Source organism: Raoultibacter phocaeensis, from assembly GCF_901411515.1.
Classification (GTDB): Bacteria; Actinomycetota; Coriobacteriia; order Coriobacteriales; family Eggerthellaceae; genus Raoultibacter; species Raoultibacter phocaeensis.
On record NZ_CABDUX010000001.1, the window covers coordinates 1,325,919 to 1,349,000 of the forward strand.

The following is a 23,082-nucleotide window of genomic DNA, read 5'->3' on the forward strand; positions in this document are numbered from 1 at the left end:
GGCGTAACGCGAAACTGCTTTTCTGCACGCTGATCGGCGCGTACGATACAAAACGGAGGACGAAGGCGCCCGAGGATCCGAATTACAGAGTTCTGCATGGGATTGATTCGGCGTCTGAGGAACAGAATCGCTCAGCCGTGCAAGAGGTCGATGCGGCGTCCGAACCGGATCGCACAACTGCGCAGGATGGTGACTTCGGGCGGCAAGACCCGTTCTCCGATACGGATGGTCCACGATCAGGGAGGAATACCATGGGAAAGAATCGGGAATTTTCGCGGCGCGACTTTTTGAAGTTCGGTGCGGTTGGTGCTGCAGGAGCTGCGGCTGCGGGGCTTGCGGGCTGCTCGCCTGCGAAAGGCGCAAGCGAGCCGGCACAGGGCTCGGCGGCGGTCGAGGCTGGCGGTACTGTCAATTCGTCGGATGCGGTGCTCGCTCTAACCGACGCGATGCCGAAGTGGTCGTTCATGATCCCGCCCGAGCCGATCGCCGATGATCAGATCGCCGAGACGGTCGAAAACGACATCATCGTCGTAGGCGGCGGCATGGCGGGCTTCACGACGGCGGTGTCGGCTGCGGAAAGCGGAGCGAAGGTAACGCTGTTCTCGGCGGCAAGCGCTCCTATTTCGCGCGGCGGCTCGAACTATTCTAAGAACTCGAAGGTCATGAAAGAGCTCGGCATCGAGCCGTTCGATCCGGTGCCGTTTTACTACAACGAGATGCGAGCGGCTTCGTTCGCCATTGACCAGCGTAAATGGATGCGTGGCTACAACGAATCCGAAGTGGCTATGGATTGGCTGATCGACATCGCCCACGAAAGCGGCCTTGAGGTCATCATGGAGCGCGATAACACGTTCGATCATGGACCGAACTATGCCCATGCGTTTTCCACGCTCGGAAACAGCGCCATGGTGTCGACGGGGCAGCAGGGTGCCGTAGAAGCGCTTGAAGCGAAAGCCAAGGAATACGGCGTGGAGATCATCTACGATACGAAAGCCGAGCAGCTCATCCGCGAGGACGACAACAAAGGTCGCGTCACGGGTGTCATCGCCTCGAAGATGTCCGACGGCAGCTACGTGAAGTTCGTCGCGAAGCAGGCGGTTGTGCTTGCTACGGGCGACTTTTCGAGCAACAAGGAGATGCTTGCCGCGTACTGCCCGATGGTGCTTCCGCTTGTGGGCTATGAGCAGGGCGAAATCGACTACAATACGAGTTTCAATCTCACGGGCATCTACGGTGGCGACGGCCAGAAGATGGGTCTGTGGGTTGGGGCTGCGTGGCAGCACGCCTATCCGAACGCGCCGATGATGCAGGGTGCGTGGGGCGGCAGCCACGAACCGTGCGGGTTCCACATGGGCCTCAACGTGAACATGAACACCGAGCGCTATCAGCGCGAGGACATCTCCGCTCCCTACAGCTCGAACCACCTGCTTTCTCAGCCGCAGCACATCGCATTCGGCATTTGGACGGCCAACTATCCGCAGGCGATTCTCGACAAGGGCCACGAGTGGTATACCTTCGGCATGGACTACACGCTACCGCCGCTCACCCCCGACGAGCTGGTGGCCATGTGGGACGCGGGTGCCGAAGACGGATCGTATTACAAAGCCGATACGCTCGACGATCTCGCGCAGCAGCTCGGCTTAGATGCCCAGAAGCTCAAGGACGTCGTTGCCCGCTACAACGAACTGTGTGACAAGGGCGTTGACGAAGACTTCTACAAGAACCCCGACTTCCTCGTGAAGATCGACGAGGCGGGACCGTTTTATGCAGCGCAGAACTACGCCATGTTCATGACTGTCATGGGCGGCTTGCGCACGAGCGTCGATATGGAAGTGTGCGACGAGAACGACAAGCCGATACCCGGCCTGTTCAATGTCGGTGCCATGGTAGGGGATATGTATGCGAACACCTATAATTTCGCAATTCCCGGCAACAGCTACGGCATCAACTGCTTAACGTTCGGGTATCTGCTCGGGCGCGATCTCGCCGCCGGGAAGTTCTCGTAGGGCAATAATCGAAGAAGCAGTAGTGCTGTGTGAGGGCAACCTTGAAGTTGAGGGTAAGGTGGCGTACTGCCCCGTCTACATGGCCGCCTTTCTCTAACGGTCTCCGAAGCGGCCGGCACCGCTTCGGAGACATGACTCTATTCGCTTCTCAGCGCCTCGACCGGATCCTTGCGGCTTGCGGCACGCGAGGGGATGAGGCCCGCCAAGAACGTGAGTGCCATACTGATCGCCACGAGGATGAGCGCGGCCTGCCACGGCAGCGATGCCACATCCTTTACGTCGAAGAGCGAGTATACGATGGCGTTTGCGGGAATGCAGGCGAGCGCGGTCACGCCGATGCCGATGGCGCCTGCCACAAATCCTACGATGAGCGTTTCAGCGTTGAACACGCGGCTGATATCGCCTTTGCTTGCGCCGATGGAGCGCAGGATGCCGATCTCCTTCTTGCGCTCGAGCACGCTGATATAGGTGATAACTCCGATCATGATGGACGATACCACAAGCGAGATGGCTACGAACGCTACGAGCACGTAACTGATCATGTTGATGATGTCGGTTACCGAGCTCATGAGCGCCCCCACGAAGTCGGTGTAGGTGATCACCCGGTCTTCTTCGCCGTCGGCTTTCATCTTCTCGTTGTAGCCGTCGAGGATGTCGATGATCTTCGCTTTGCTCTCGAAATCGATGGGGTAGATGTCGATGCCGGAGGGCTTGTCGAAACTTGCGTATCCGAGCTTCTTCAGGTTGTTGTCGTACGAGTGCTCCTCGACGCGCATAAGCGACATCATGAGTTCGGTGAGCTCGGTTTCGTCCATGTTCATCTGGAAGGCTTCCTTGAACGCCTCCTCGTCGATGTGCATGGCGTTGGCCATGTTGGAAGCCATCTGGTTCATCGACTGCTGCAGCGCCGAAGTTACCTGGGATTGTAGCGACTGGGCCATGAGGTTCATGTACGTGGTCATAGTGGTCTGCACGTAGCTTTGCAGCGCAGTGGCAACCTGGGCCTCGAGCTGGTCGGTGTCCACCATGCCCTGCATAGCACCCGCGATCTGCGCTTGCACTTCGGGGCTTGCGAGGAACTGCTCGGCGGTCATGGGATTGTAATCGGGGTTGGGTATGGGCGCACCTGTCGGGTCGTCGGGATTGGCTATCATCGGCGGCACCTGGGTAGCGTATTGTTGCAAGTACGCGGCGTAGCCTTGCATGATCTGAGCCATCAGGCTCGCCACCTGGTCGGTGGGAATCTGGATGTTCATCGAATCGATGATCGACCCCATGTCGGGCTGCGGTGCATCGGGCAGATTCGCGGCAGCGCTCTGCAAATCGAGCGAGTTCGACATGTCGACGGCCAATGCGCTCTCGTCGATGACGAACGCCGATTGGAGCGCATCGCCGTCGATGGTGAACAGCGAGTTCATGTCGAAGCCGTTGTCGGCTTCCTCGTCTTCTTCAGTAAACGACTTGCCCGAGAACACGTCGATGGTCGGATCGGCAAGCTGGTCTTTTACGATCTGCGTATCGGCGGATTGCTCGATCACATGGTCAGTCAGATCCGATGTGTAGTAGATGCCGGTCGAAAGCGCGGTGATCGTGGCATCGGGCTTCGGCATCACAATGCCGCTGATTTTGATGTTTTCGCCGTCCCCGACGATCTTCTTCATGTACTCCGTGTCGTCGGTCTTGTCTTTCCAGACGCCGTATTCTTCGTCGTATTGGTAGTACTCGGTTGGGTTGACCAGCTTGAACGTCACATCGAGAATATCTTCGTACGAAACTGCTAAGCGGTCTTCGGGCACTTCCACATCCTCTTCGGCCGCGAACTTCTTCACCATATCGGCGAGCTCGTCGGGGTCGCGCAACCCGAGCGTGTAAAGCAGAAAGTCGCTCACGTTGCCGTTTCCGGTAAGCACGACCACCAGTTCGTCGTAGTTTTGGGGCCACGCGCCCGCCACCACGTCGTACTGTTCTTCGATGAGGCGACGGTCGTCGGACATCTCGTAGAACGTGTCGGTGCTCATAGACATCGACATGAGGCTGTTTGAGCTGGCGGATGAACCGAGGCCGAGGGCCGAGAACGATTTGTCGGGATTCACCTGGCGCACGCCATCTTCGGTATCGGAACTGAAGATCTGCGGCGTCACGTCGTAGGAGTACTGGATGGAGTTCACGTACTGCTCGATATCGCTTTCGCCGCTATCGAGGTACTCTTTGAGCGATGCCAGGTCGTTGCTGCCGATGCTCGAGAACATGCGCGTGATCATCTTGGTCTCGTGTATCTGGCCTTCGGCGTCGCCCGCATCGTCGTCTTGGGTCACGCCCGCTGCCGAGCCCATCATCATGGATGTCAGATCGAGACCCGTGCTCTGGATTTGCAACGGGTACTGCGAAAGCGTGTCCTCCTCGACGCTTTTGATGTAGTTGTTCACGCCGTTGGCGAGCGCGAGGATGGCGGCGATGCCGATGATGCCAATGGAGCCCGCGAACGCCGTCATGAGCGTGCGGCCCTTCTTGGTCATGAGGTTGTTGAACGAAAGCGAAAGTGCCGTAAGAAACGACATCGACGTGCGGCGCGGGGCCTTCTCGCTCTGATGCTCTTCGATTTCCTCGGGTGTGGGATTGTACGGATCGCTGTCGGAGGTGATTACGCCGTCGGAGAGATTTACGATGCGGGTGGCGTACTCTTCGGCGAGCTCGGGGTTGTGCGTGACCATGATGACCAGACGATCGTTTGCGATCTCGGTCAGAAGCGCCATGATCTGTACGCTCGTTTTGGAGTCGAGTGCACCGGTGGGTTCGTCAGCAAGCAGGATCTCGGGGTCGTTGATGAGCGCGCGTGCGATGGCAACGCGCTGCATCTGGCCGCCCGAAAGCTGGCTCGGCTTCTTGTCCATGTGGTCGCCGAGACCGACCTTTTTTAGGGCTTCCGTGGCGCGCTCGCGTCGTTCGGTGCGCGAAACGCCCGAAAGCGTCAGGGCAAGCTCCACGTTGGCGAGTACTGTTTGGTGGGGAATCAGGTTGTAGCTTTGGAACACGAAGCCGATGCGGTTGTTGCGGTAGGTGTCCCAATCGCGGTCTTTGTACTGTTCGGTTGAAATGCCGTCGATGACGAGGTTGCCCGAGTCGTAGTGGTCGAGGCCGCCGACGATGTTGAGCATCGTCGTTTTGCCCGATCCCGAGGGACCGAGCACGGCCACGAACTCGTTATCGCGAAACGAAATCGAGATATCGTCGAGGGCGACCTGTGAAAAGCTCGCCGTAGTATACGACTTGCGGATGTCGATGAGTTGGAGCATGGATATGCCTTTCCGGCTGTGCGCACTCGTATATGGTCAACCGGCCTTACAGCCGGATTCGTTGTTCGGGAATTGAATTCCTCAAGAACTTGGATTTCATCCTAAACCGAACAGTTTAGTAGCTAAACTACTTTTACTCATGAGTGGTAAAACTACACAGAACCGTAGCCTTTTTGTAACCGAACCGCTGCTTTTCTTCAGCGGTTCGTGTGGACTGCGGCGAAGTGCGTGCGTGCCTCTGGCCTACACGGATTGTCGGGCGAAAAACACGGATTAGGCGCAAAAACCGTGTTTTTCGCCCGACAATTTTCCTAGCCTGTCCGCTGTACGTTCGAAACGCGATCGAAAGTTGGGGGCGAGGCGCTCTACCGTGCAGCACACCGCGACAGGAGCCGACCGACCGTGCGAGAGGCCGCCAACGCTCATCGCCCGAGCAACGGTTTGGTTGAGCGAAGTAACAAAATGAACGTTAGGTGTTTAGGTTCACACGGAAACGGGCTATAATCAACGCGTCCGACAGTGTTTCAAATAACGCAGATTTATAAACAAAGACTATCTTCGCCAAGTTAGTGTCTGAGGCTTTAAATCCTGCAAACATCCGCGCAAGCGGAGGCTGGTAGGCTTAAGGGTAAGCCAAGCGTACTGTCGGTATTCCTTTCGGCAAGGCCGGGCTTTAGCGAGCCCGGCCTTGTTGTGCGGGGCGAAAACGATGGACGAGTGTCGGGGGCTTGATGCTGAAGAGGGAAAACGGGGAAGAGACTGTGCAGTCGGACCACACTGCAGCGCTGCGCGAAAAGTTCGGACTGCGCCGTTGCGTCGGTTGCGGCGAGGTTGTTCTGTACCGCTCGCGCGAACTCACCGAAGCTGATGAGCGTGACGTTGCCGCCCTCCGCGGGCTTGGCATTGCCACCGTGTACGATCTGCGCAAGCAGGCGGAGCGCGACCTCTCGCCTGAACCCGAGCTCGTGTGCGAGGCCTTTGAGGTCCAAACCTGTCCCGTCGATCTGCAAAACGATAAGAACCGCACGCGTGCGACCATCGCCCCCAACGTGAAAGCAGCCTACGGGAAACCCGGCCAGCGCATGGTCGATCTGTACGGCATCATGGCTGCCCATGCCGACGCGGTGTACTCGATCGTCCATTCGATCGCCGCTGCCCAAGCGCCCGTGCTCGTGCACTGCGCAAACGGCAAGGACCGCGTCGGCGTCGTGTGCGCGAGCGTGCAGAAGCTTTGCGGCGTGCCGTACGGGCAGATCGTCGAAGACTACCTGATTACCAACGCGTGCAACGACGCAATCAACCGGCGCGACCTCAGACGCTACGCGGGCATCATGCAGCCCGAGGAAGTCGAGGTGCTCGCTGCCATGTTCGAAGCACGCGTCGAGTACCTCGAGGCGTTCTTCTGCGCCATCGACGAACGCTACGGCTCGTTCGAGGCTTGGATGGGCGCGTAGTTTTTTCCATGCGCTTGGCCGCCGCAGCGTTCGTTTCTGTGCGTTCGGCTGATGCAACGTTCGCTTTCTGCGGTGAGCCGATCCGCGCCTGTCCGCCCGAAGCCACCCGAAGTCGCCTGGTGCCCTCGAAGCGCGCACGGCTTGCAAAGCGCAGGTAACGCAAGGGTAAAAGCTCGCCGCTCGACGTTCGAAAAGGCGTACACTTTCCAAAACACGTACAACGAGCACGGGAAAGGGGTGCGGCGGTGCAAAATGCGCTTGTGTGGGCTGCGGCAGGGACCGGGTTCACGTTTCTCATGACGACGATCGGTGCGGCGGCAGTGTTTCTTTTCCGCAAGAAAGATAGCCTCACCTTTCAACGCCTCTTCCTCGGATTTGCCGCCGGCGTCATGATCGCGGCTTCGGTGTGGTCGCTTCTGATTCCCGCTATCGAATCGGCCGAAGAGGCGGGTCAGATCGGCTGGATCCCCGCAGCAGGCGGATTCGCGCTCGGCGTGGCATTTCTCATGGGGCTCCATGCGCTCTTGCCGCATCTGCATCCCGGGCAGAAAGATCCCGAGGGCCTTCCCTCCAAATGGAACCGTCCGACGCTTTTGTTCACGGCCGTTACGTTGCACAACATACCCGAGGGCATGAGCGTGGGCCTCTTGTTCGCGATGGCGGCGCAGCAGGGCGGCGATCCTGCCATGTTCGGCATGGCCGTTGCGCTCGCCATCGGCATCGGCATCCAGAACGTGCCCGAAGGCGCTGCGGTTTCGTTGCCGCTTTTGCAGGAGGGCATGAGTGCCCCGAAATCGTTCGCAATGGGTGCGCTTTCGGGATTGGCCGAACCGGTTTTCGGTATTCTTGTGGTGTTATTCGCCGGGATCATAGCTCCGTACATGCCGTGGATGCTTGCTTTCTCTGCAGGCGCTATGATGTACGTTGTGGTTGAGGAGCTTATCCCCGAGGCGCACTTGGGCGACCGTTCGAACGTCGGCACGCTGGGCGTGATGATCGGATTCCTCGTCATGATGATCCTCGATGTGGCATTGGGCTAGCACTACCGGGAAAGGAAGCGCATGGAAGATTTTGAGTTCGTATCGCCGACGCAGTTCGTGTTCGGACATGGAGTTGAGAAGCAGGTCGGAGCCAAGCTTGCCGAGCGGGGTGCGAAGAGGGTGCTGCTTCATTTCGGCGGCCAGAGCGCCGTTGCGAGCGGGCTTATCGATCGAATCAAGGCTGCGCTCGACGATGCGGGCATCGAGCAGGTTGAGCTCGGCGGTGTGCGTCCTAATCCCGAGATCACGCTCGTGCGCGAAGGCATTGCGCTGTGCAAGGAGCACGATATCGACTGGGTGCTCGCCGTGGGTGGCGGATCGGTCATCGATTCGGCGAAGGCCATCGCCGTGGGTGCGCACTACGACGGCGATGTATGGGATTTCTTCGAGACGAAACGGCAGACCGATGACGTGCTTCCGATCGCGGTCGTGCTCACCATCCCCGCCGCGGGCAGCGAAGCGTCCAAGAACATGGTCGTCTCCAACGACGAGCTCGGCCTCAAATCGGGCTATCCTAACAATGCGCAGCGTCCGAAGCTCGCGTTCATGAACCCCGAGCTTACGTTTACGCTTCCGCCGTACCAAACGGCGGCGGGCCTCACCGACATGTTCTGCCATCTGCTCGAGCGTTTCTTCGACGACGTGGGTGCGGTTCCCGTGACCGACAACCTCAACCTTTCACTCATGAGAACCGTTCGTGCCGAAGCTCCGTGCGTGCTCGCTGAAACCGACAACTACGATGCGCGTGCAAACGTCATGTGGGCAGGTATGCTCTGCCACCAGGGTCTCGCGGGCGTCGGTCGCCATGAGGATTGGGCGACCCACGGACTCGAGCACGAGCTCTCAGCGCTCGACCCCGACATTACGCACGGCGCAGGCCTTGCCGTCATGTTCCCTGCTTGGATGGAGTACGTCTATTCCGAGAACCCCGCCCGTTTCGCGTTCTATGGCCGCGAGGTGTTCGGCCTTGCATCGACGGGTAGCGCAGAAGACGATGCGCTTTCGGCCATCGATGAAACGCGCAGCTTCTTCGCCTCGCTCGGCATGCCGACGACGCTTTGCGAGCTTGGCATCGAGGAGGATGATATCGAGCGCATGATTCCCACGCTCAAAGAGAACAAAGGCGAGCCGTTCGGCAGCTTTAAGAAGCTGACCATGGACGATGCGCGCGAAATATACCGGTTGGCGTTGTAACGGAGGTAGCTATAGGGCAGCCCGCAGCGGTCGAATCGTATTTGCAGGCCCTCGAATTCAAGAAGAAGAACTTCGGCGGATGCGACGAGGAAGATGCTCTCGCAAAGATCCACGAGCTTGCGGCGCTGTATCAAGCGGAGCTCGATCGGCTCGAGAAACGCATGCGGGCAGCCGAGGAGCGTGCCGCCGATTACGAGCGGCGCCAGGCAGAAGTTCGTCAGCTCATGACCGCGGCGCAGAACATGAAGGACACCATGCTTGCAAAGGCCGATGAGGAAGCGCGCCAGAAAACCGTTCGGGCCGAGCGAGAAGCCCAGAAGCTCATCGATAACGCGGCAGCCGATGCGGAAGACATTCTTGCAAAGGCAACCGCCGATTCCATCGTGATCATGTCGAACGCAAAGGACGAAGCCGCTCGATTGCGATCCGAGTCGGAAAGCGAACGTGCCCGTGCACGCGACGAAGCCGAGCGGGAAGCCGAAGAATCCAAGCGCGTGCTGCGGGAATCGATCTCCGCGCTTCTCGAAACGCAGGTGAAGGTGAAAGCCGATGTGAAAAGCCATACCGACACTGCGTATGCGAAAGCCAAAGTCGCCAACGACAACCTCACGCAGATCGTGGAGTTGCTCGCCGAGCTCAAGGAGAGCGCCTCACTGTAGCGCATGTGCCCGACCAGGCTGCTGGAATGCGGATGGCCTTGGCCGGTGCGCTCCGCCGGAAGCGGCGGGCGCTCATGCGAGCTTAATCGGTGTTCGTATCCGAGATGCGCGGTGCGATAACGCTGCGATGTTTCACGTGAAACATTTGTTCGTGTTTGTGGATGGCTCGATGCATTTCTTGGCGGAACGCGCTTGCGATGCGCTTGGTCGGTAGGCTCGCGTTAGTCCTTGTTGTTGCCCAAAATGGCGTTCACGATTGCCGAGACGATGCTGATGACGATGCTCGCCACGAAAGCGCTGCCGAACGTTTCAATCTCAACGCCCGATTGGAAAATGCCGTTTGCAAGCCATGCGGCGATATAGAGCATGAGGGTGTTCACGACAAGATAGAAGATGCCGAGCGTAAGTACTGATATTGGCAAGCTCAACACCTGCATGAGCGGTTTTATGCTGATGTTGATGAGCGAGAGGATCAGGCCGAAGATGGCGATCGAGACCCATGCCTCGTTGCCGCCGACGGTATCCATGCCGGGAACGAGCCAAACAGCGACGCCGACGGCGATAGCGGTGACGAGCCAGCGAATGATGAACCTCATGAAAACCTCCTCCGATATGATCGTTTGTAGTATGCCATCGCGGTCCAGCAACAAGGGCGTTCGGTTTTCTTCCCGTTACCTCATGATCGGGGTTTACCCGCGCAACCGAAAGGGCGTGGGTCCGAATGCCCTTGTTCCAAAAGGGCGTGGGTCATAAGGCCTTGGACCGAAAGGGCGTGGGACCGAAAACCCTTGGGTGAAAGCCTTTGTGCGAAAGGCTGCGGCAGGGGTTTTTATTCCGAAGTTCCGAGATCTCGGCACAAAATCCGAGGTTGGGGGTGCGGCAGGATTCTTGGACTGCTCAGGCCGCCAGCCCGAGCCTCCTGCGGCGGCCCTCGATGGTCTCGCAGGTGGCCTTCTTCCCGTTCTCCCTGAACGTCTTGAGGCGGCCGTCATTGTACCACGTGATGTAGCGCGCGACGGCCTCGAATATCTCGGCGACGGGCGCCCCCGCGCGCACGAGCGAATGGAACGCCTCGACCTTCGCCCGGCCGAAGAAGCCCTCGCACGCCGCGTTGTCGGGGCTGTGCCCCTTGCGCGACATCGAGCGCACGAGGCCGGCCCCCTCGCACAGCGCGATCCACCCCTTCCAGCGGTAGTGCCCGCCGCGGTCGGAGTGGATGACGGGACGCTGGCCCTCCCGAAGCGTCGCTATCGCGTCGGCGAGCGTGGAGTTCGCGAGCTCGGCGTTGGGGCTCTCCGAGGCGCGCCAGGCGACGACCTTGCCGTCGAAGCAGTCGACGACGGCGGACAGGTAGCACTTGCCGTCGCGCCCCCGCATCTCGGTGATGTCGGTGAGCCACAGCTCGTTGGGCGCGTCCGCCGAGAAGTCGTGCCTCCCGTGCTCGCCGAGCAGCAGGTTCCCGGGCGCGTCCGACACCTCGCCCGCGTACGAGCTCCATCTCTTCTCCGACCTGGAGCACCGGGCGACGAGCCCCTGGCGCGCCATCGACTCGCGCACCCTGCGCTCGGGCGCGCGGACGCCGCCGGCCTCCAGCGCCGCCTTGAGGCGGCGGTAGCCGTAGATCCCGCCGTTCTCCGCGAAGGCCGCGGCCACGGCCCCGTCGAAGCCCCCGTCCGTCATGCCGGACGGGCTATCGAGCCTCGCCCGGTGGTAGAGGTAGGTGCTCTTCGAGATTCCCAAGAACGTCGAGATCCGGGCCAGGGAGCACCCGCAGTCCCGCCTCAGCCTCTCGCCTAACCCGACGAGCCGCCTCTTCGACAGGCTCGCCGGGCTTGCGGCTTTTGGGTCGCGCATCAGCTCCTTGTAGACGCTCACCTCGAAGAGCGCCTCCTCGAGCTCGGCCCGGAGGGCCTCGATCCGCCTGTCGTCCGATCCCGCCGCCTGCCCCATGCCCGGCTTCGCCCCCTCGTCCTCGCGCGGCGCGCCCTCCGCGCCGGTCTCGGACATGATAGCGCTTTTGCGGGCCTTCCTGCTCCAGACCGATATTATGCTCGCTTCGGCGATGCCGAGGCGGCGGGCGATGTGCGCGGGCTTCTCCCCGAGGCCGTAGAGGCGGACGGCCTCCGCCTTGGTGGCCTCGGGGTAGCGGGAGTGGGGCGCGTGCTCGGCGCGCCCCTTCACCCTGGGCATCTCCGCCGGCAGGGAGCCCTCCTCGGCCTGCTCCAGCCACCGCCTCAGCGACTCCCTGGACGGGGTCCCCCATTTCCGCTCGGCGGCGCGGGGCGTGAGCCCCTCGGCCCACATCGTCTCGACGTAGCGGACCTTCTCCCTTTCCGTGTACATGCGGCTCCCTCCTCGCGGCCCCCGCGGGGGCCGCTCGATCGGTCGTGGACCGCCTGCCGGCGGTCCAGCTTCCTGCCGCACCTCCGGTTTGACAATTATGCAATATCCTATATTTATATTTCGGAGGTTGAAAAATTTCCGACCAGGCATTTCTTCAGCCTCGCATTCGGATTTTAATAGGTATCTCCTTGCACAATTGTCAAACCTCCAATTTTGTGCCCGATTTGACGAACTCCGGAACACAAACGTCGTAGATTGCGGCCTGTTGTCGTAGATGGCGGGCCGTCGCTGCGGTTGAGCGCACGAGACGAAGCAGTGCTTTTTGTGGCGTGTAGAGTCGATGAATCGTGAATTGGATTGTGCCCTCATAAGGAAAAGACGCAAGGGAGCCGTCCGCTTATCACGAAAAAAAGGAGCCGCCTCGGATAGCGTGGTGCAGTGCGTGCTTTTATGCCACAATAGCCGACATGGATGATAAGAAAAGCAAACAGCGGCGCAAGGCGCAGGCAAACGCCAAGGGCCCGCGGAATCACGCAAAGCCGCCGGCCGCAAAGCAGCCCGGTGCCAAGTCGCGCGCTGCGAACCCGAACGCCGCCAAGACGCCAGCCTTCAAGCAACCCGGCGCCAAGCCGTCGGCAACAAAACCGTCCGCCGCAAAGCGGCCTGGCGCGAACGCTTGCAGCTCGCATCCTAACGAGGGCGGATCCCGAGGTGGCCGGAACCGTGCGCCGCGTACTGAAGCTGCGCGATGCGAGCCGCGCCGCCACCCGTTCTGCCCGGTGGAACACGCATGCGGCGCGTGTCAGCTGCTCAGCGTTCCCTACGAGCGCCAGCTGGCCGACAAGCAAGCGACGATGATCGAGTTGTTCTCCGATGTGGCTGGTGAAGCGGCTGTCATGCATCCCATCATCGGGATGGACGAGCCGTTCTTCTACCGCAACAAGGTGGTTTCGCCCTATGCTCCCGGCAGGCGCATCAAACCGCGGGCGACCGGCAACGCGGGTGCGAAAAACGCCAAAGGTGCAGCCAGCCGAGACGGCCGACGCGTTTCGAAGCAGGCGCCGACGCATGAGATCCTTTGCGGAATGTACGCCGCGGGGTCGCATCGGATCATTGCATCCGACTCGTGCTTCATCGAAAACAAAACGGCCAAGAAGATCATCCTTGCCATCAAAGACCTTATGCCGGCTTATCGCATCGAACCGTATCGCGAGGATGCGAACACGGGGTTTCTGCGCCACGCTATCGTCCGCGTCGGCCATACGAGCGGCGAGGTGCTCGTGACGCTCGTGACGAACGGACGGCAGTTCCCCGGGTCGAAGGGGCTAGTGCGCGACCTCGTGAAACGCTGCCCCGAAATCACTTCGATCGTACAGAACGTCAACACGCGGCAAACCAACGTGATCCTCGGAACCGACGAGCTGCGCCTCTACGGCCCGGGCTTCATCCTCGATAAGCTTTGCAATCTGAGCTTCCGCATTTCTTCTCAGTCGTTCTATCAGGTGAATTCGGCCCAGACCGAAGTGCTGTACCGCCGTGCGATCGAGCTTGCGCACCTGAGCGGAAAAGAAACGGTGATCGATGCGTACTGCGGTACGGGCACGATCGGGCTCGTGGCGGCCAAAGGTATCGATGGCAAAAGCTGCGCGGCGCACGTCATCGGCGTCGACGAGACGCCGTCCGCCATCCGCGACGCGCGGGCGAACGCAATGCATAACGGCATCGAAAACGCCACGTTCGTCGCCGACGATGCCGGTTCGTTCATGCGCAAACTCGCTCAAGGCGAAGCGCCCCTTCCGAAATCGACGAGCGCCGATTCAGCCATCACCGATCAAGGGGCGGGCGACCAGCACGGAACCGTGGTGCTCATGGATCCCCCGCGCTCAGGCGCGTCGGAAGACTTCCTCGATGCGCTCGTCGCGCTTGCGCCTGATCGGGTGGTTTACATCTCGTGTAACCCCCAGACCCAGGCGCGCGACGTAGCCTATATGGTTAAGCGGGGGTATGCGGTCGAGGCGATGCAGCCTGTGGACATGTTCCCCCACACCGAGCACATAGAGAATATCGTGGTATGCTGCAACCATGCGTAAAATGGTCAGGGTATGGTGGGCGGTGTGGAAGGCGTTGCGATGGCGGAAGGCGAAGCGGGCGCTGAACGACGGGCGAACGAGTTGATCGATTCAGGCGGCGAGGGCCGCGGAGATGCCGTGGAGGGCTTCGTGCTCAATGCGGTCATGGACAACATGAGTTCGAACGTCTATATCACCGATCCCAAAACCGATCGGATCCTCTTCATGAATCAGAAGATGAAAGAGGATTTCGGAATCGAACACCCCGAAGGTGCGGTGTGCTGGCAGATCCTGCAGAAGGATCTGCGCGAGCGCTGCCTGTTCTGCCCGATCGACGAGCTTTCGCGCCCCGATGCGCCGTCGGTTATTCAATGGGAAGAGGAGAACGCGCTCACGGGCCGAACGTACACCAATTACGACAGCCTGATCACATGGCTTGACGGATCGCTCGTTCATCTACAGCAATCGATCGACACGACCGACTGGAAAACCGCCAACATCGACGAACTGACCGATATGATGACCCGCCGTGCAGGCAAATCGGCTTTGCGTGCGACGCTGAACAAAGCAGCTGAAGAAAACAGGATCGTATCGGTGTGCCTGTACGACATCAACCATCTCAAAAATGTGAACGACCGCTATGGCCATGCCGAAGGAGACCGGCTTATCCGCACCGTTTCGCGTGCTGCATCGAAGGCGTTTAGGAAAGACGATTTCGGGTTCCGCTTGAGCGGCGATGAGTTCGTCGGAGTCATTCACGCCGACGCAGCGGAGACAAAACGCCGCATCGACGATGCCCTCGCCGAACTTGCCGCGGTATCGCGTACGCAGGCGTATCCGTACCTCGTGGGGTTCTGCTACGGCATTGTCGAAGTGCTGCCGGGAAGCGACCTCACCTCGACCGAGATTATCGCCCGCGCCGATCAGCGTATGTACGATCAGAAGCGCCGTTTCCACATCGAGGAGAACGAGCGAAGGGCTCGTACCGAAAAACCGCACGTTTCCGATGTCGAAGATTTCGAATACGACAAGGACAGCCTGCTCGATGCACTCGAGAAGAGCACCGACGATTACCTCTACGTATGCAATATGAAAACCGGCGTGTTCCGCTACCCGAAAACGATGGTCGAGGAGTTCGGATTGCCGGGGCAGGTCATCGAGAACGCTGCTGCCATCTGGGGCGCAAAAGTACATGAGAGCGATAAGCGGGTGTTTCTCGAGTCGAACCAGGAGATCGCCGATGGGCGCACGACTTCGCACTGCGTCGAATACCGCGCGATCAACCGCCGCGGCGAATGGGTGTGGCTGCGGTGCCGCGGCCACCTTATCCTCGATTCCGCAGGCGCTCCCGAGCTGTTCGCGGGCATCATCACAAACCTGGGCAAAAAAGAGAAAATCGATCATCTGACCGGGCTCCTTTCCAAGTACGAGTACGAGGAAGAAATCAACCGCCGCATCGCGGATGATCCCGGGCGGCGCTTCGGCATCATGGAGCTCGGCATCGACGATTTGCGCCACGTCAACGATCTGCACGACCGCACCTTCGGCGACGAGGTCATCCGCATCACGGCCCAGAAAATCCAATCGTTGCTGCCACCGGGCGCTTCGGTGTACCGCCTCGACGGAGACGAATTCGGCGTGATACTCGAAAACGCCGATCGGGAAGCGCTGTACCGGTTCTACGGCGTGATCGACGAAAGCTGCCAGAGCATGCAGGAGTTCGACGGCAAACGGTTCTACTGCGCACTTTCCGCAGGATGCGCCTGCTATCCCGAAGATGCCGAAACCTATCTTGACCTTGCGAAATACTCGGGATACTCGCTCGAATACGCCAAATCCCATGGCAAGAGGCGCTGCGTTTGCTTCACGCAGGACATTCTCGACGAACGGGCACGCGAGCTGAAGCTCGTCGAGCATCTGCGCTCGAGCGTGGAAAACGGGTTCGCGGGATTCAGCCTGTGCTACCAACCTCAAATCGACATGCGCAACGCATCCGTCACCGGAGCCGAAGCGCTTGCACGGTTCACGTGCGACGGGCTGGGGGCTGTGTCGCCGATCGAGTTCATCCCGCTTTTAGAGAAAACGGGGCTCATCATACCGGTGGGCATGTGGGTGCTCAAGACCGCCGCGACGCAGTGCAGGGCATGGACCGAGCTCAAACCCGATTTTGTCATGAGCGTCAATCTTTCGTACCGCCAAATCGACAGCGATTCGCTCGTGCCGTTCATCGAAGAGGTGCTCCACCTCTCGGGACTTTCCCCGAAAAACCTCGTCATCGAGATGACCGAAAGCTACTTCGTTTCGGAAGACAAGCCGGTCAAGGCCGTGTTCGACCAGATCAGAAACCTCGGCGTCCGAGTCGCCATGGACGACTTCGGAACGGGGTACTCGGCCCTCGGTATGCTGAAGAAATCACCGGCCGATATCGTGAAGATCGACCGCGCGTTCGTGGCCGGCATCCAGGCCAGCACGTTCGACGCGACGTTCATCAAATTCGTTGTCGAACTGTGCCACGATGTGGGTATCGAAGTGTGCCTCGAAGGCGTGGAAACCGATGGGGAGCTCGAGGTCGTCAGCTCCATGGGCCTCGACTACATCCAGGGCTTTTTGTTTGGGCGTCCGTATCCGCCCGACGAGTTTTGCCACCGCTTCCTGTCGTAAGCACGCTTCTCGTTTGCGGTACAATGATGGCTTCGAAAGACGAGGAGTCCTCATGGATGAGCTATCTAAAGCGATCGGCGCCACCCGCCTGATCAAACTCGAAAAGCTTTCAGCCGAAACCGGCGCGTCGGTGTACGTGAAATACGAGGCGGCCAACCCCGGGGCCTCGATCAAAGACCGCGCCGCGCTTTCGATGATCGATTACGCCGAAGGCCGGGGAGATATCGCCCCGGGAAAAACCGTGCTCGTCGAGCCTACGAGCGGGAACACCGGCATTGCCGTTGCGATGATCGGCGCCGCGCGCGGCTACAAGGTGGTCCTCACCATGCCCGAATCGATGAGCAGGGAGCGCCGCGCGCTCTTGGCTGCGTATGGGGCGAAGCTCGTATTGACGCCGGGTGCAGAAGGCATGGCGGGCGCGGTTGCCCGAGCCGACGCGATCGTGAGCGAGAACCCCGACGCCTGGTTGGTCGGGCAGTTCTCGAACCCGGACAACCCCCGTGCGCACGAGGAGCATACCGCTCCCGAGATAGAACGCGCACTCGGCTGCGCACCCGATTTTGTGGTTGCGGGCGTGGGAACGGGTGGCACGATATCGGGGATCGCCCACTATTTCGCGAAGCGCTGCAGGGCAGAAGGAAAGCCGCCGCGCGCTTTTGCCGTCGAGCCTGCCGAAAGCCCCCTTATCGCACAGGCTCGTGCCGGCGACGCGCTCAAACCCGCTCCGCACGGCATACAGGGTATCGGAGCGAATTTCATTCCCGAAACGCTTGATCTCGCCGCCCTCGACGGGGTGCTCGCTGTTTCTACGGAAGAGGCCATTGATCAGGCGCGGTGGCTCGCTTCCAAAGAGGGGCTGCTCGTCGGCATCTCGTCGGGCGCCAACATCGCGGGCGTTCGCAGGCTCGTGCGCGACCATCCCGAAGCCCTTGGCGCAACCGTTGTGACGATCGCAGTCGATACGGGAGAGCGCTACATCTCAACGTCGCTGTTCGAAGGCGTCGGATAGCGCTGTCGGCGCGCCCTGTTCCGAGGCGCTCAAGCGCGACCATGCGTCTGCACCATGCGGGCGCAGGCGTATGCTGCGGATATCGGAAAGGTTCGAGTGGACGGAAATCGAGTGAACGGAAAGGAAGAACACATGGGATACGCTGAAGACCTGCACTCCCGCATCGCCTGCACCATTGCCGAGCACGATCTTGCGTGTGCGGATACCCCGGTGCTGCTCATGGTTTCGGGAGGCTCCGATTCGACTGCCTTGGCGTATGCGGCTAACGCCTTGCACGAAGCCGGGGCTATCGGGCCTCTTGCCATGCTGCACGTCAACCATCAGCTGCGCGGCGACGATGCGGACGGCGATCAGGCGTTTGTGGAAAGCCTTGCCCAGCTGCTCGACATCCCGCTGTTTTCTTGCGAAATCGACATCGCGGGCGAGGCGCGCAGGACGGGCGAGAACGTCGAAGCGGTGGCGCGCCACGAGCGCTACCTTGCCGCAAACGAGGCGCTCGAAAGCCTGTGCATGCATAGCGCAACCCCGCTTTCCGAGGGGCGCATCTTCACAGCGCACACCCAGGATGATCGTGTAGAGAACTTCTACATGCGCTCGATCGTGGGCACGGGACCGGGAGGCTTTCGCTCGATGCTCTACCGCAACGGCCCTATTGCCCGTCCGCTCATGGATACGAGTCGCGATGATCTGCGTACGTATCTCGAAAAACGCGCCGAAGCGGGCGATTCTGTGCAGCGCGACGAGCACGGAGCGCTCTGGCGCGAAGATGCGACGAACGCTCACACCGATCGGTTCCGAGCCTTCGTCCGCCACGAGATCGTGACGCGGGCGAAAGAGCGCAACCCGCAGCTGCTCGACACGCTGTGTCGCACCATGAACCTGATCGCCGATGAGGATGATATGCTCGATGCGCAGGCTGCGAAGATCATCGAACGCACGGTCGCATGGCTCAACGCCGCCGAGGCGCTCGGAATTGATTACGGCGCGGGATGTGTGCTCGCTCCCGAATTCGGGAGCGAGCCGACACCGCTTGGGCGCCGTGCGTGCATGCAGGTGCTCCAGCTCATGTTAGGTGCGGATGCGCGAGTGGAAACCGTCTCGGTTGAACACGTGCTCGCAGGGTTTGCACAAGGCGCGCCCGTAAGCGGCTACACCGCGAACATCCAGGGCGATCTCGCCGTCAGCGCAAACAAGCGTGGCGTTCGCATCGAGCCGATGGCCGCCTATCGCGCCCGCCGAAAACGCGGTTGAACGCGCGGGAAGGTGCGCTACAATGCCAACCATGGATACCGAACGAAACACCGAATTTGCGGGCAACCCGACCGACGTCGAGGCTGCGGCCGACGAGCGCGCTGCGCAGGGGAGGCAACCCGAGGTCGCGTCGGAGGCTGCAGCAGGCCAACAACTTACACCCGACGGGCACGACACACCCGCAGCCGAGCACGAGCCTGCTCCCGAGCCCGATCACGTTGACATCATCCTCGCTTCGGGAAGCCCCCGCCGCAAGCAGCTGCTCGAAGAAGCTCGCATCCGCTTTACCGTCCATGTGTCGGAGGTGGACGAAACGCTCGACGCCGACGTTCTCGCCGAACCTTCCGAGGCGGCTAAGAAGCTCGCCGAGCGCAAAGCGGGCGCGGTGGTGCAGGAGGTGCTTGCGAGCGATTACCGCGGCGCGGCCGTCGTGCTCGGCGCTGACACCATGGTAGTGCTCGACAACACGATCTTCGGCAAACCCAAAAGCCTGTCAGATGCGAAGGGCATGCTTCGCAAGCTTTCGGGCAGAACCCACGAGGTGCTCACCGCCGTATCGGTGTGGATGGTCATGGCACCTGAGCCCGAAAAGGTGTCACTTGGATTTAGGACGTTCTGCGACACGAGCCGCGTCGCATTCAAAGAGCTCACCGACGATGAAATCACTGCGTACCTGAAATGCGGGGAGTCGTTCGACAAGGCCGGGGCCTATGCGATCCAGGGTGAGGGTGCCAAGCTCGCAACGCTGGTTGAAGGCGAGCTCGATACGGTGATCGGCCTTCCCGTCGGGCGCCTTCAGAGGGAGTTTCCCGACATCTTCGTCGCCGAATAAGCCCAGCACAGTAAGGTAACGCCCCGAAATGTGAAAATCATGGGGCCTGGTGCCGTGTTACCATATTGTGATTTATTCGCACCTTCTAAATGCTACACTTATCGCTTGTGAAGGAAGGCGGGGCGTCTCATGTCGGAGCTGCGGTTTTGCGCAGGTCCGCAGTGCCGTTCCGAGGGATTGGACGAGACGTCGGTCCACCACCATCGAAGAAGGCTTGCAGTGCACGAAGACATACAGGAAGTGCTGTTCTCCGAAGAGGAAATCGCTTTGCGCGTTGCCCAAATCGGTGCTCAGATAACGAAGGACTACGCCGCTGCCGTCGAACGGGACGGTCAAGGCATCGTGCTCGTTTCGGTTCTGCGCGGTGCAGCTATCTTCATGGCCGATCTTGCGCGCACGATCGAGCTTCCGCTCGAGATGGACTACATGGCCATCTCGTCGTATGGAAACGGGGCGAAAAGCTCGGGGGTCGTTCGCATTCTGAAGGACCTCTCGTCGGAGGTGGAAGGCCGCCACATCATCGTGGCCGAAGACATCCTGGACAGCGGGCTTACGCTCACGTACCTGCTGAAAAACCTTGCTTCCCGCAATCCAGCATCGATCGAGGTCGCAACGCTTCTGCGGAAGAAAACGCTCGAGCAGGCCAAGATCGATTGCAAGTACATCGGATTCGAATGCCCCGACCAGTTCATAGTCGGCTACGGGCTCGACTTTGCGGAGCGCTACCGCAACCTGCCCTACATTGGCGTTCTGAAACCCGAAGTTTATTAGGCTCATACACCTGACTTGTCAGGGCAAACTCGGCAATAGAAAGATACAGACCACATGGCAAACCAACAGCAAAGACAACCGCAGCCGCCCAGCACAAGGACGACCATCATTTCGGTCGTGCTGTTCATGATCGTTGCCTTCTTCGTCGGCAGCCAGTTCATGAACATGTCGAATACGACCCAGACCGATACGCTCATTACCTCGGAATTCGTCCAGGCAGTCGAGCAGGATCGCGTCAACAAGGTCATCTACAATGCGGGCGACTATACCGTATCCGGTACGTACTATCCCGCCATCACCTCCGGTTCGACTGCCGCCGCCGCGTTCAACAGCGCGTTCGAGGCGATGAACGCGAAGATGGGCATGATGAAAAACCCGCTTGACGGTAAACCGCTTGCCGGGGTGGGCACCACCGATCTGTCGATCTCCACGCTCGGCAACGAGCGCAACTACACCTCCACCTACGTCGGGCAGGATTCGCTCGGCGAGCTTTTGGCCGCTCATCCCAACATCCAGTACGAAGTGCGCCTGCCCTCTGGCCTGCTCGAGCTTCTCGGAACGTTCTTGCCGTTCTTGCTCCTCGCAGGTTTGCTGATCTTCTTCTTCACGTCGATGCAGAAAGCGAACAACTCGCAGATGTCGTTCGGCAAGGCGAAGACTAAAAAGGCAGCCGAGGAGCGCCCCGATGTCAAATTCTCCGATGTTGCAGGCGTCGATGAAGCCGTCGAGGAGATGACCGAGATTAAGGACTTCCTCGCCAATCCGGCGAAATACCAATCGATGGGCGCGAAGATCCCCCGCGGTTGCTTGCTCGTGGGACCTCCCGGTACAGGCAAGACGCTTCTGGCTCGCGCAGTTGCAGGCGAAGCCGGTGTGCCGTTCTTCAGCATTTCGGGTTCCGACTTCGTCGAGATGTTCGTTGGCGTGGGCGCTTCGCGCGTGCGCGACTTGTTCCAGCAGGCGAAGGACTCTTCGCCCTCCATCATCTTCATCGACGAGATCGATGCGGTCGGCCGTCAGCGCGGTGCAGGCCTCGGCGGTGGCCATGACGAACGCGAGCAGACCTTGAACCAGCTCCTCGTCGAGATGGACGGCTTCGATTCGAACGATTCGGTCGTGCTCATTGCAGCGACGAACCGCGCAGACATCCTCGATCCCGCGCTGCTGCGTCCGGGTCGTTTCGATCGTCAGATCGTCGTGGACGCACCCGATGTGAAGGGCCGCGAGAAGATCCTCAAGGTGCACTCCAAAGACAAGCCGCTCGGCAGCGACGTCGATCTTGCGAAGGTCGCCAAGCTCACACCGGGCTTCACGGGTGCCGATCTGGCGAACCTCATGAACGAAAGTGCCCTTCTCACAGCGCGCCGCAACAAGAAGATCATCACCCAACAAGAGGTGAGCGAATCGATGGAGCGTGTTATCGCCGGTCCCGAACGCAAGGGTCGCGTCATGGACGAGCAGACCAAGCGCACGATCGCCTATCACGAGAGCGGCCATGCCCTCATCGGCCACCTGCTCCCGAAGGCCGATCCGGTACATAAGATCTCGATCATCTCGCGTGGACGCGCGCTCGGTTACACGCTGTCCATCCCGAAAGAGGACAAGGTGCTCAACAGCTTGGGCGAGATGCACGACGAACTCGCAGTGTTCTTGGGCGGCCGTGTTGCAGAGGAAATTTTCTGCGACGACATCACGACGGGCGCTTCGAACGACCTCGAGCGCGCAACAAAGATGGCCCGTGCTATCGTGACGCAGTACGGTATGAGCTCTGAGCTGGGCACGCAGGTGTTCGGGCAGCCCAACCACGAGGTCTTCCTCGGGCGCGATTACGGCAATACGCAGGACTACTCCGAGGAAACCGCCAAGCGCATCGACGACGAGGTCGCGCGCATCATGAAGAACGCGCACGATCGCGCCTATGAAATTCTCTCGAAGAACCGCGAGCAGATGGACCTCATGGCGAGCGTGCTTTTGGAGCGCGAAACCGTCGAAGGGGAAGCGTGCGAAGCGCTGCTCAACAACACCTGGTCCGATTACCTCAATCGCGAGAAGGACATCATCGCCAAGAAGGAGGCCGAAGAGGCCGAAGCACGTCGCAAGGACGAAGAGGCCATGAAGGCCGCCGAAGAGGCGCGTAAATCAGAAGAGCAGGCGCAACTCACCGATCCGAACTGGCGCAGCGAGGAAGTCGCACCGGGCGATCAGGATCCGAACGATCCGGGCCGTCCTGCGGCCCCGGGCGGCGGATCGAGCTTCTTCGCCGAGCTCGAGAATCGTTTCCAGGAACTGCTCGACGAATCGGCGGTCGATCCGAATGCCAAGAAGCCGTCAGACGGCAAAAGCGTGCCGACGGAGCGCTACAGCACGAAGGATTCAGATGGCACGGCCAAGGCCGATGAGACGCCCAAGTCGGGCGGAGCGGACGGGGCCGACACCGCGACCGATCCCGACCCTGAGCGAAAAACCGACGACGACCAGAAGAAAGACGGCGATAAGTAAC

Annotated in this window: 15 protein-coding genes; 12 read left to right on the forward strand and 3 right to left on the reverse strand. The window is 60.2% G+C overall.

Going from position 1 to position 23,082, the window contains the following annotated elements; all coding sequences use genetic code 11:
* The first annotated feature begins 251 nt into the window (after window positions 1-251).
* Window positions 252-2,006 (forward strand): FAD-dependent oxidoreductase, encoded by a 1,755-nt coding sequence (locus FJE54_RS05190; protein ID WP_139651652.1) that lies wholly within the window; start codon window positions 252-254, stop codon window positions 2,004-2,006.
* Window positions 2,007-2,143: 137 nt separating this feature from the next.
* Here FJE54_RS05190 and FJE54_RS05195 read toward each other — a convergent pair whose 3' ends face one another.
* Window positions 2,144-5,299, reverse strand: a complete 3,156-nt coding sequence (locus tag FJE54_RS05195; protein ID WP_139651653.1) for an ABC transporter ATP-binding protein/permease — start codon at window positions 5,297-5,299, stop codon at window positions 2,144-2,146.
* A gap of 731 nt (window positions 5,300-6,030) precedes the next feature.
* Between FJE54_RS05195 and FJE54_RS05200 the strand changes: the two genes are divergently transcribed.
* The 4 genes from FJE54_RS05200 to FJE54_RS05215 all read left to right on the forward strand — a co-directional run bounded on the left by FJE54_RS05200 (window position 6,031) and on the right by FJE54_RS05215 (window position 9,646).
* Window positions 6,031-6,753, forward strand: a complete 723-nt coding sequence (locus FJE54_RS05200) for a tyrosine-protein phosphatase (RefSeq protein ID WP_139651654.1) — start codon at window positions 6,031-6,033, stop codon at window positions 6,751-6,753.
* Window positions 6,754-6,998: 245 nt separating this feature from the next.
* Window positions 6,999-7,793 (forward strand): ZIP family metal transporter, encoded by a 795-nt coding sequence (locus FJE54_RS05205; RefSeq protein ID WP_139651655.1) that lies wholly within the window; start codon window positions 6,999-7,001, stop codon window positions 7,791-7,793.
* A 21-nt stretch (window positions 7,794-7,814) separates the two neighbouring features.
* A complete protein-coding gene (locus FJE54_RS05210) occupies window positions 7,815-8,987 on the forward strand; it encodes an iron-containing alcohol dehydrogenase (RefSeq protein WP_139651656.1) in 1,173 nt (390 codons plus the stop codon).
* A 41-nt stretch (window positions 8,988-9,028) separates the two neighbouring features.
* The gene (locus FJE54_RS05215) at window positions 9,029-9,646 is read left to right on the forward strand and encodes a DivIVA domain-containing protein (RefSeq protein ID WP_180326577.1); all 618 of its coding nucleotides are present in this window, start codon (window positions 9,029-9,031) and stop codon (window positions 9,644-9,646) included.
* A 221-nt stretch (window positions 9,647-9,867) separates the two neighbouring features.
* Here FJE54_RS05215 and FJE54_RS05220 read toward each other — a convergent pair whose 3' ends face one another.
* The gene (locus FJE54_RS05220) at window positions 9,868-10,242 is read right to left on the reverse strand and encodes a phage holin family protein (protein WP_139651658.1); all 375 of its coding nucleotides are present in this window, start codon (window positions 10,240-10,242) and stop codon (window positions 9,868-9,870) included.
* A gap of 301 nt (window positions 10,243-10,543) precedes the next feature.
* Window positions 10,544-11,989, reverse strand: a complete 1,446-nt coding sequence (locus tag FJE54_RS05225; protein WP_139651430.1) for an IS3 family transposase — start codon at window positions 11,987-11,989, stop codon at window positions 10,544-10,546.
* Window positions 11,990-12,843: 854 nt separating this feature from the next.
* Here FJE54_RS05225 and rlmD point away from each other — a divergent pair.
* The 7 genes from rlmD (at window position 12,844) to ftsH (ending at window position 23,081) form a co-directional block, all read left to right on the forward strand.
* Complete coding sequence (rlmD, locus tag FJE54_RS05230; RefSeq protein ID WP_255467233.1) at window positions 12,844-14,079, forward strand: 23S rRNA (uracil(1939)-C(5))-methyltransferase RlmD; 1,236 nt, start codon at window positions 12,844-12,846, stop codon at window positions 14,077-14,079.
* 39 nt (window positions 14,080-14,118) lie between these two features.
* On the forward strand, window positions 14,119-16,719 hold the full coding sequence (locus tag FJE54_RS05235) for an EAL domain-containing protein (protein WP_180326578.1): 2,601 nt from the start codon (window positions 14,119-14,121) through the stop codon (window positions 16,717-16,719).
* Window positions 16,720-16,771: 52 nt separating this feature from the next.
* A complete protein-coding gene (gene cysK / locus FJE54_RS05240) occupies window positions 16,772-17,728 on the forward strand; it encodes a cysteine synthase A (RefSeq protein ID WP_139651662.1) in 957 nt (318 codons plus the stop codon).
* Between the two features lie 132 nt (window positions 17,729-17,860).
* Window positions 17,861-18,979, forward strand: a complete 1,119-nt coding sequence (gene tilS / locus FJE54_RS05245) for a tRNA lysidine(34) synthetase TilS (protein WP_139651663.1) — start codon at window positions 17,861-17,863, stop codon at window positions 18,977-18,979.
* Window positions 18,980-19,001: 22 nt separating this feature from the next.
* The gene (locus FJE54_RS05250; RefSeq protein ID WP_369406385.1) at window positions 19,002-19,811 is read left to right on the forward strand and encodes a nucleoside triphosphate pyrophosphatase; all 810 of its coding nucleotides are present in this window, start codon (window positions 19,002-19,004) and stop codon (window positions 19,809-19,811) included.
* A gap of 219 nt (window positions 19,812-20,030) precedes the next feature.
* Window positions 20,031-20,582 carry a hypoxanthine phosphoribosyltransferase gene (gene hpt, locus FJE54_RS05255; RefSeq protein ID WP_139652231.1) on the forward strand — a complete coding sequence of 184 codons (552 nt, stop codon included), beginning with the start codon at window positions 20,031-20,033 and terminating at the stop codon, window positions 20,580-20,582.
* 54 nt (window positions 20,583-20,636) lie between these two features.
* Complete coding sequence (gene ftsH, locus FJE54_RS05260; RefSeq protein ID WP_305001848.1) at window positions 20,637-23,081, forward strand: ATP-dependent zinc metalloprotease FtsH; 2,445 nt, start codon at window positions 20,637-20,639, stop codon at window positions 23,079-23,081.
* The last annotated feature ends 1 nt before the right edge of the window (window position 23,082 follow it).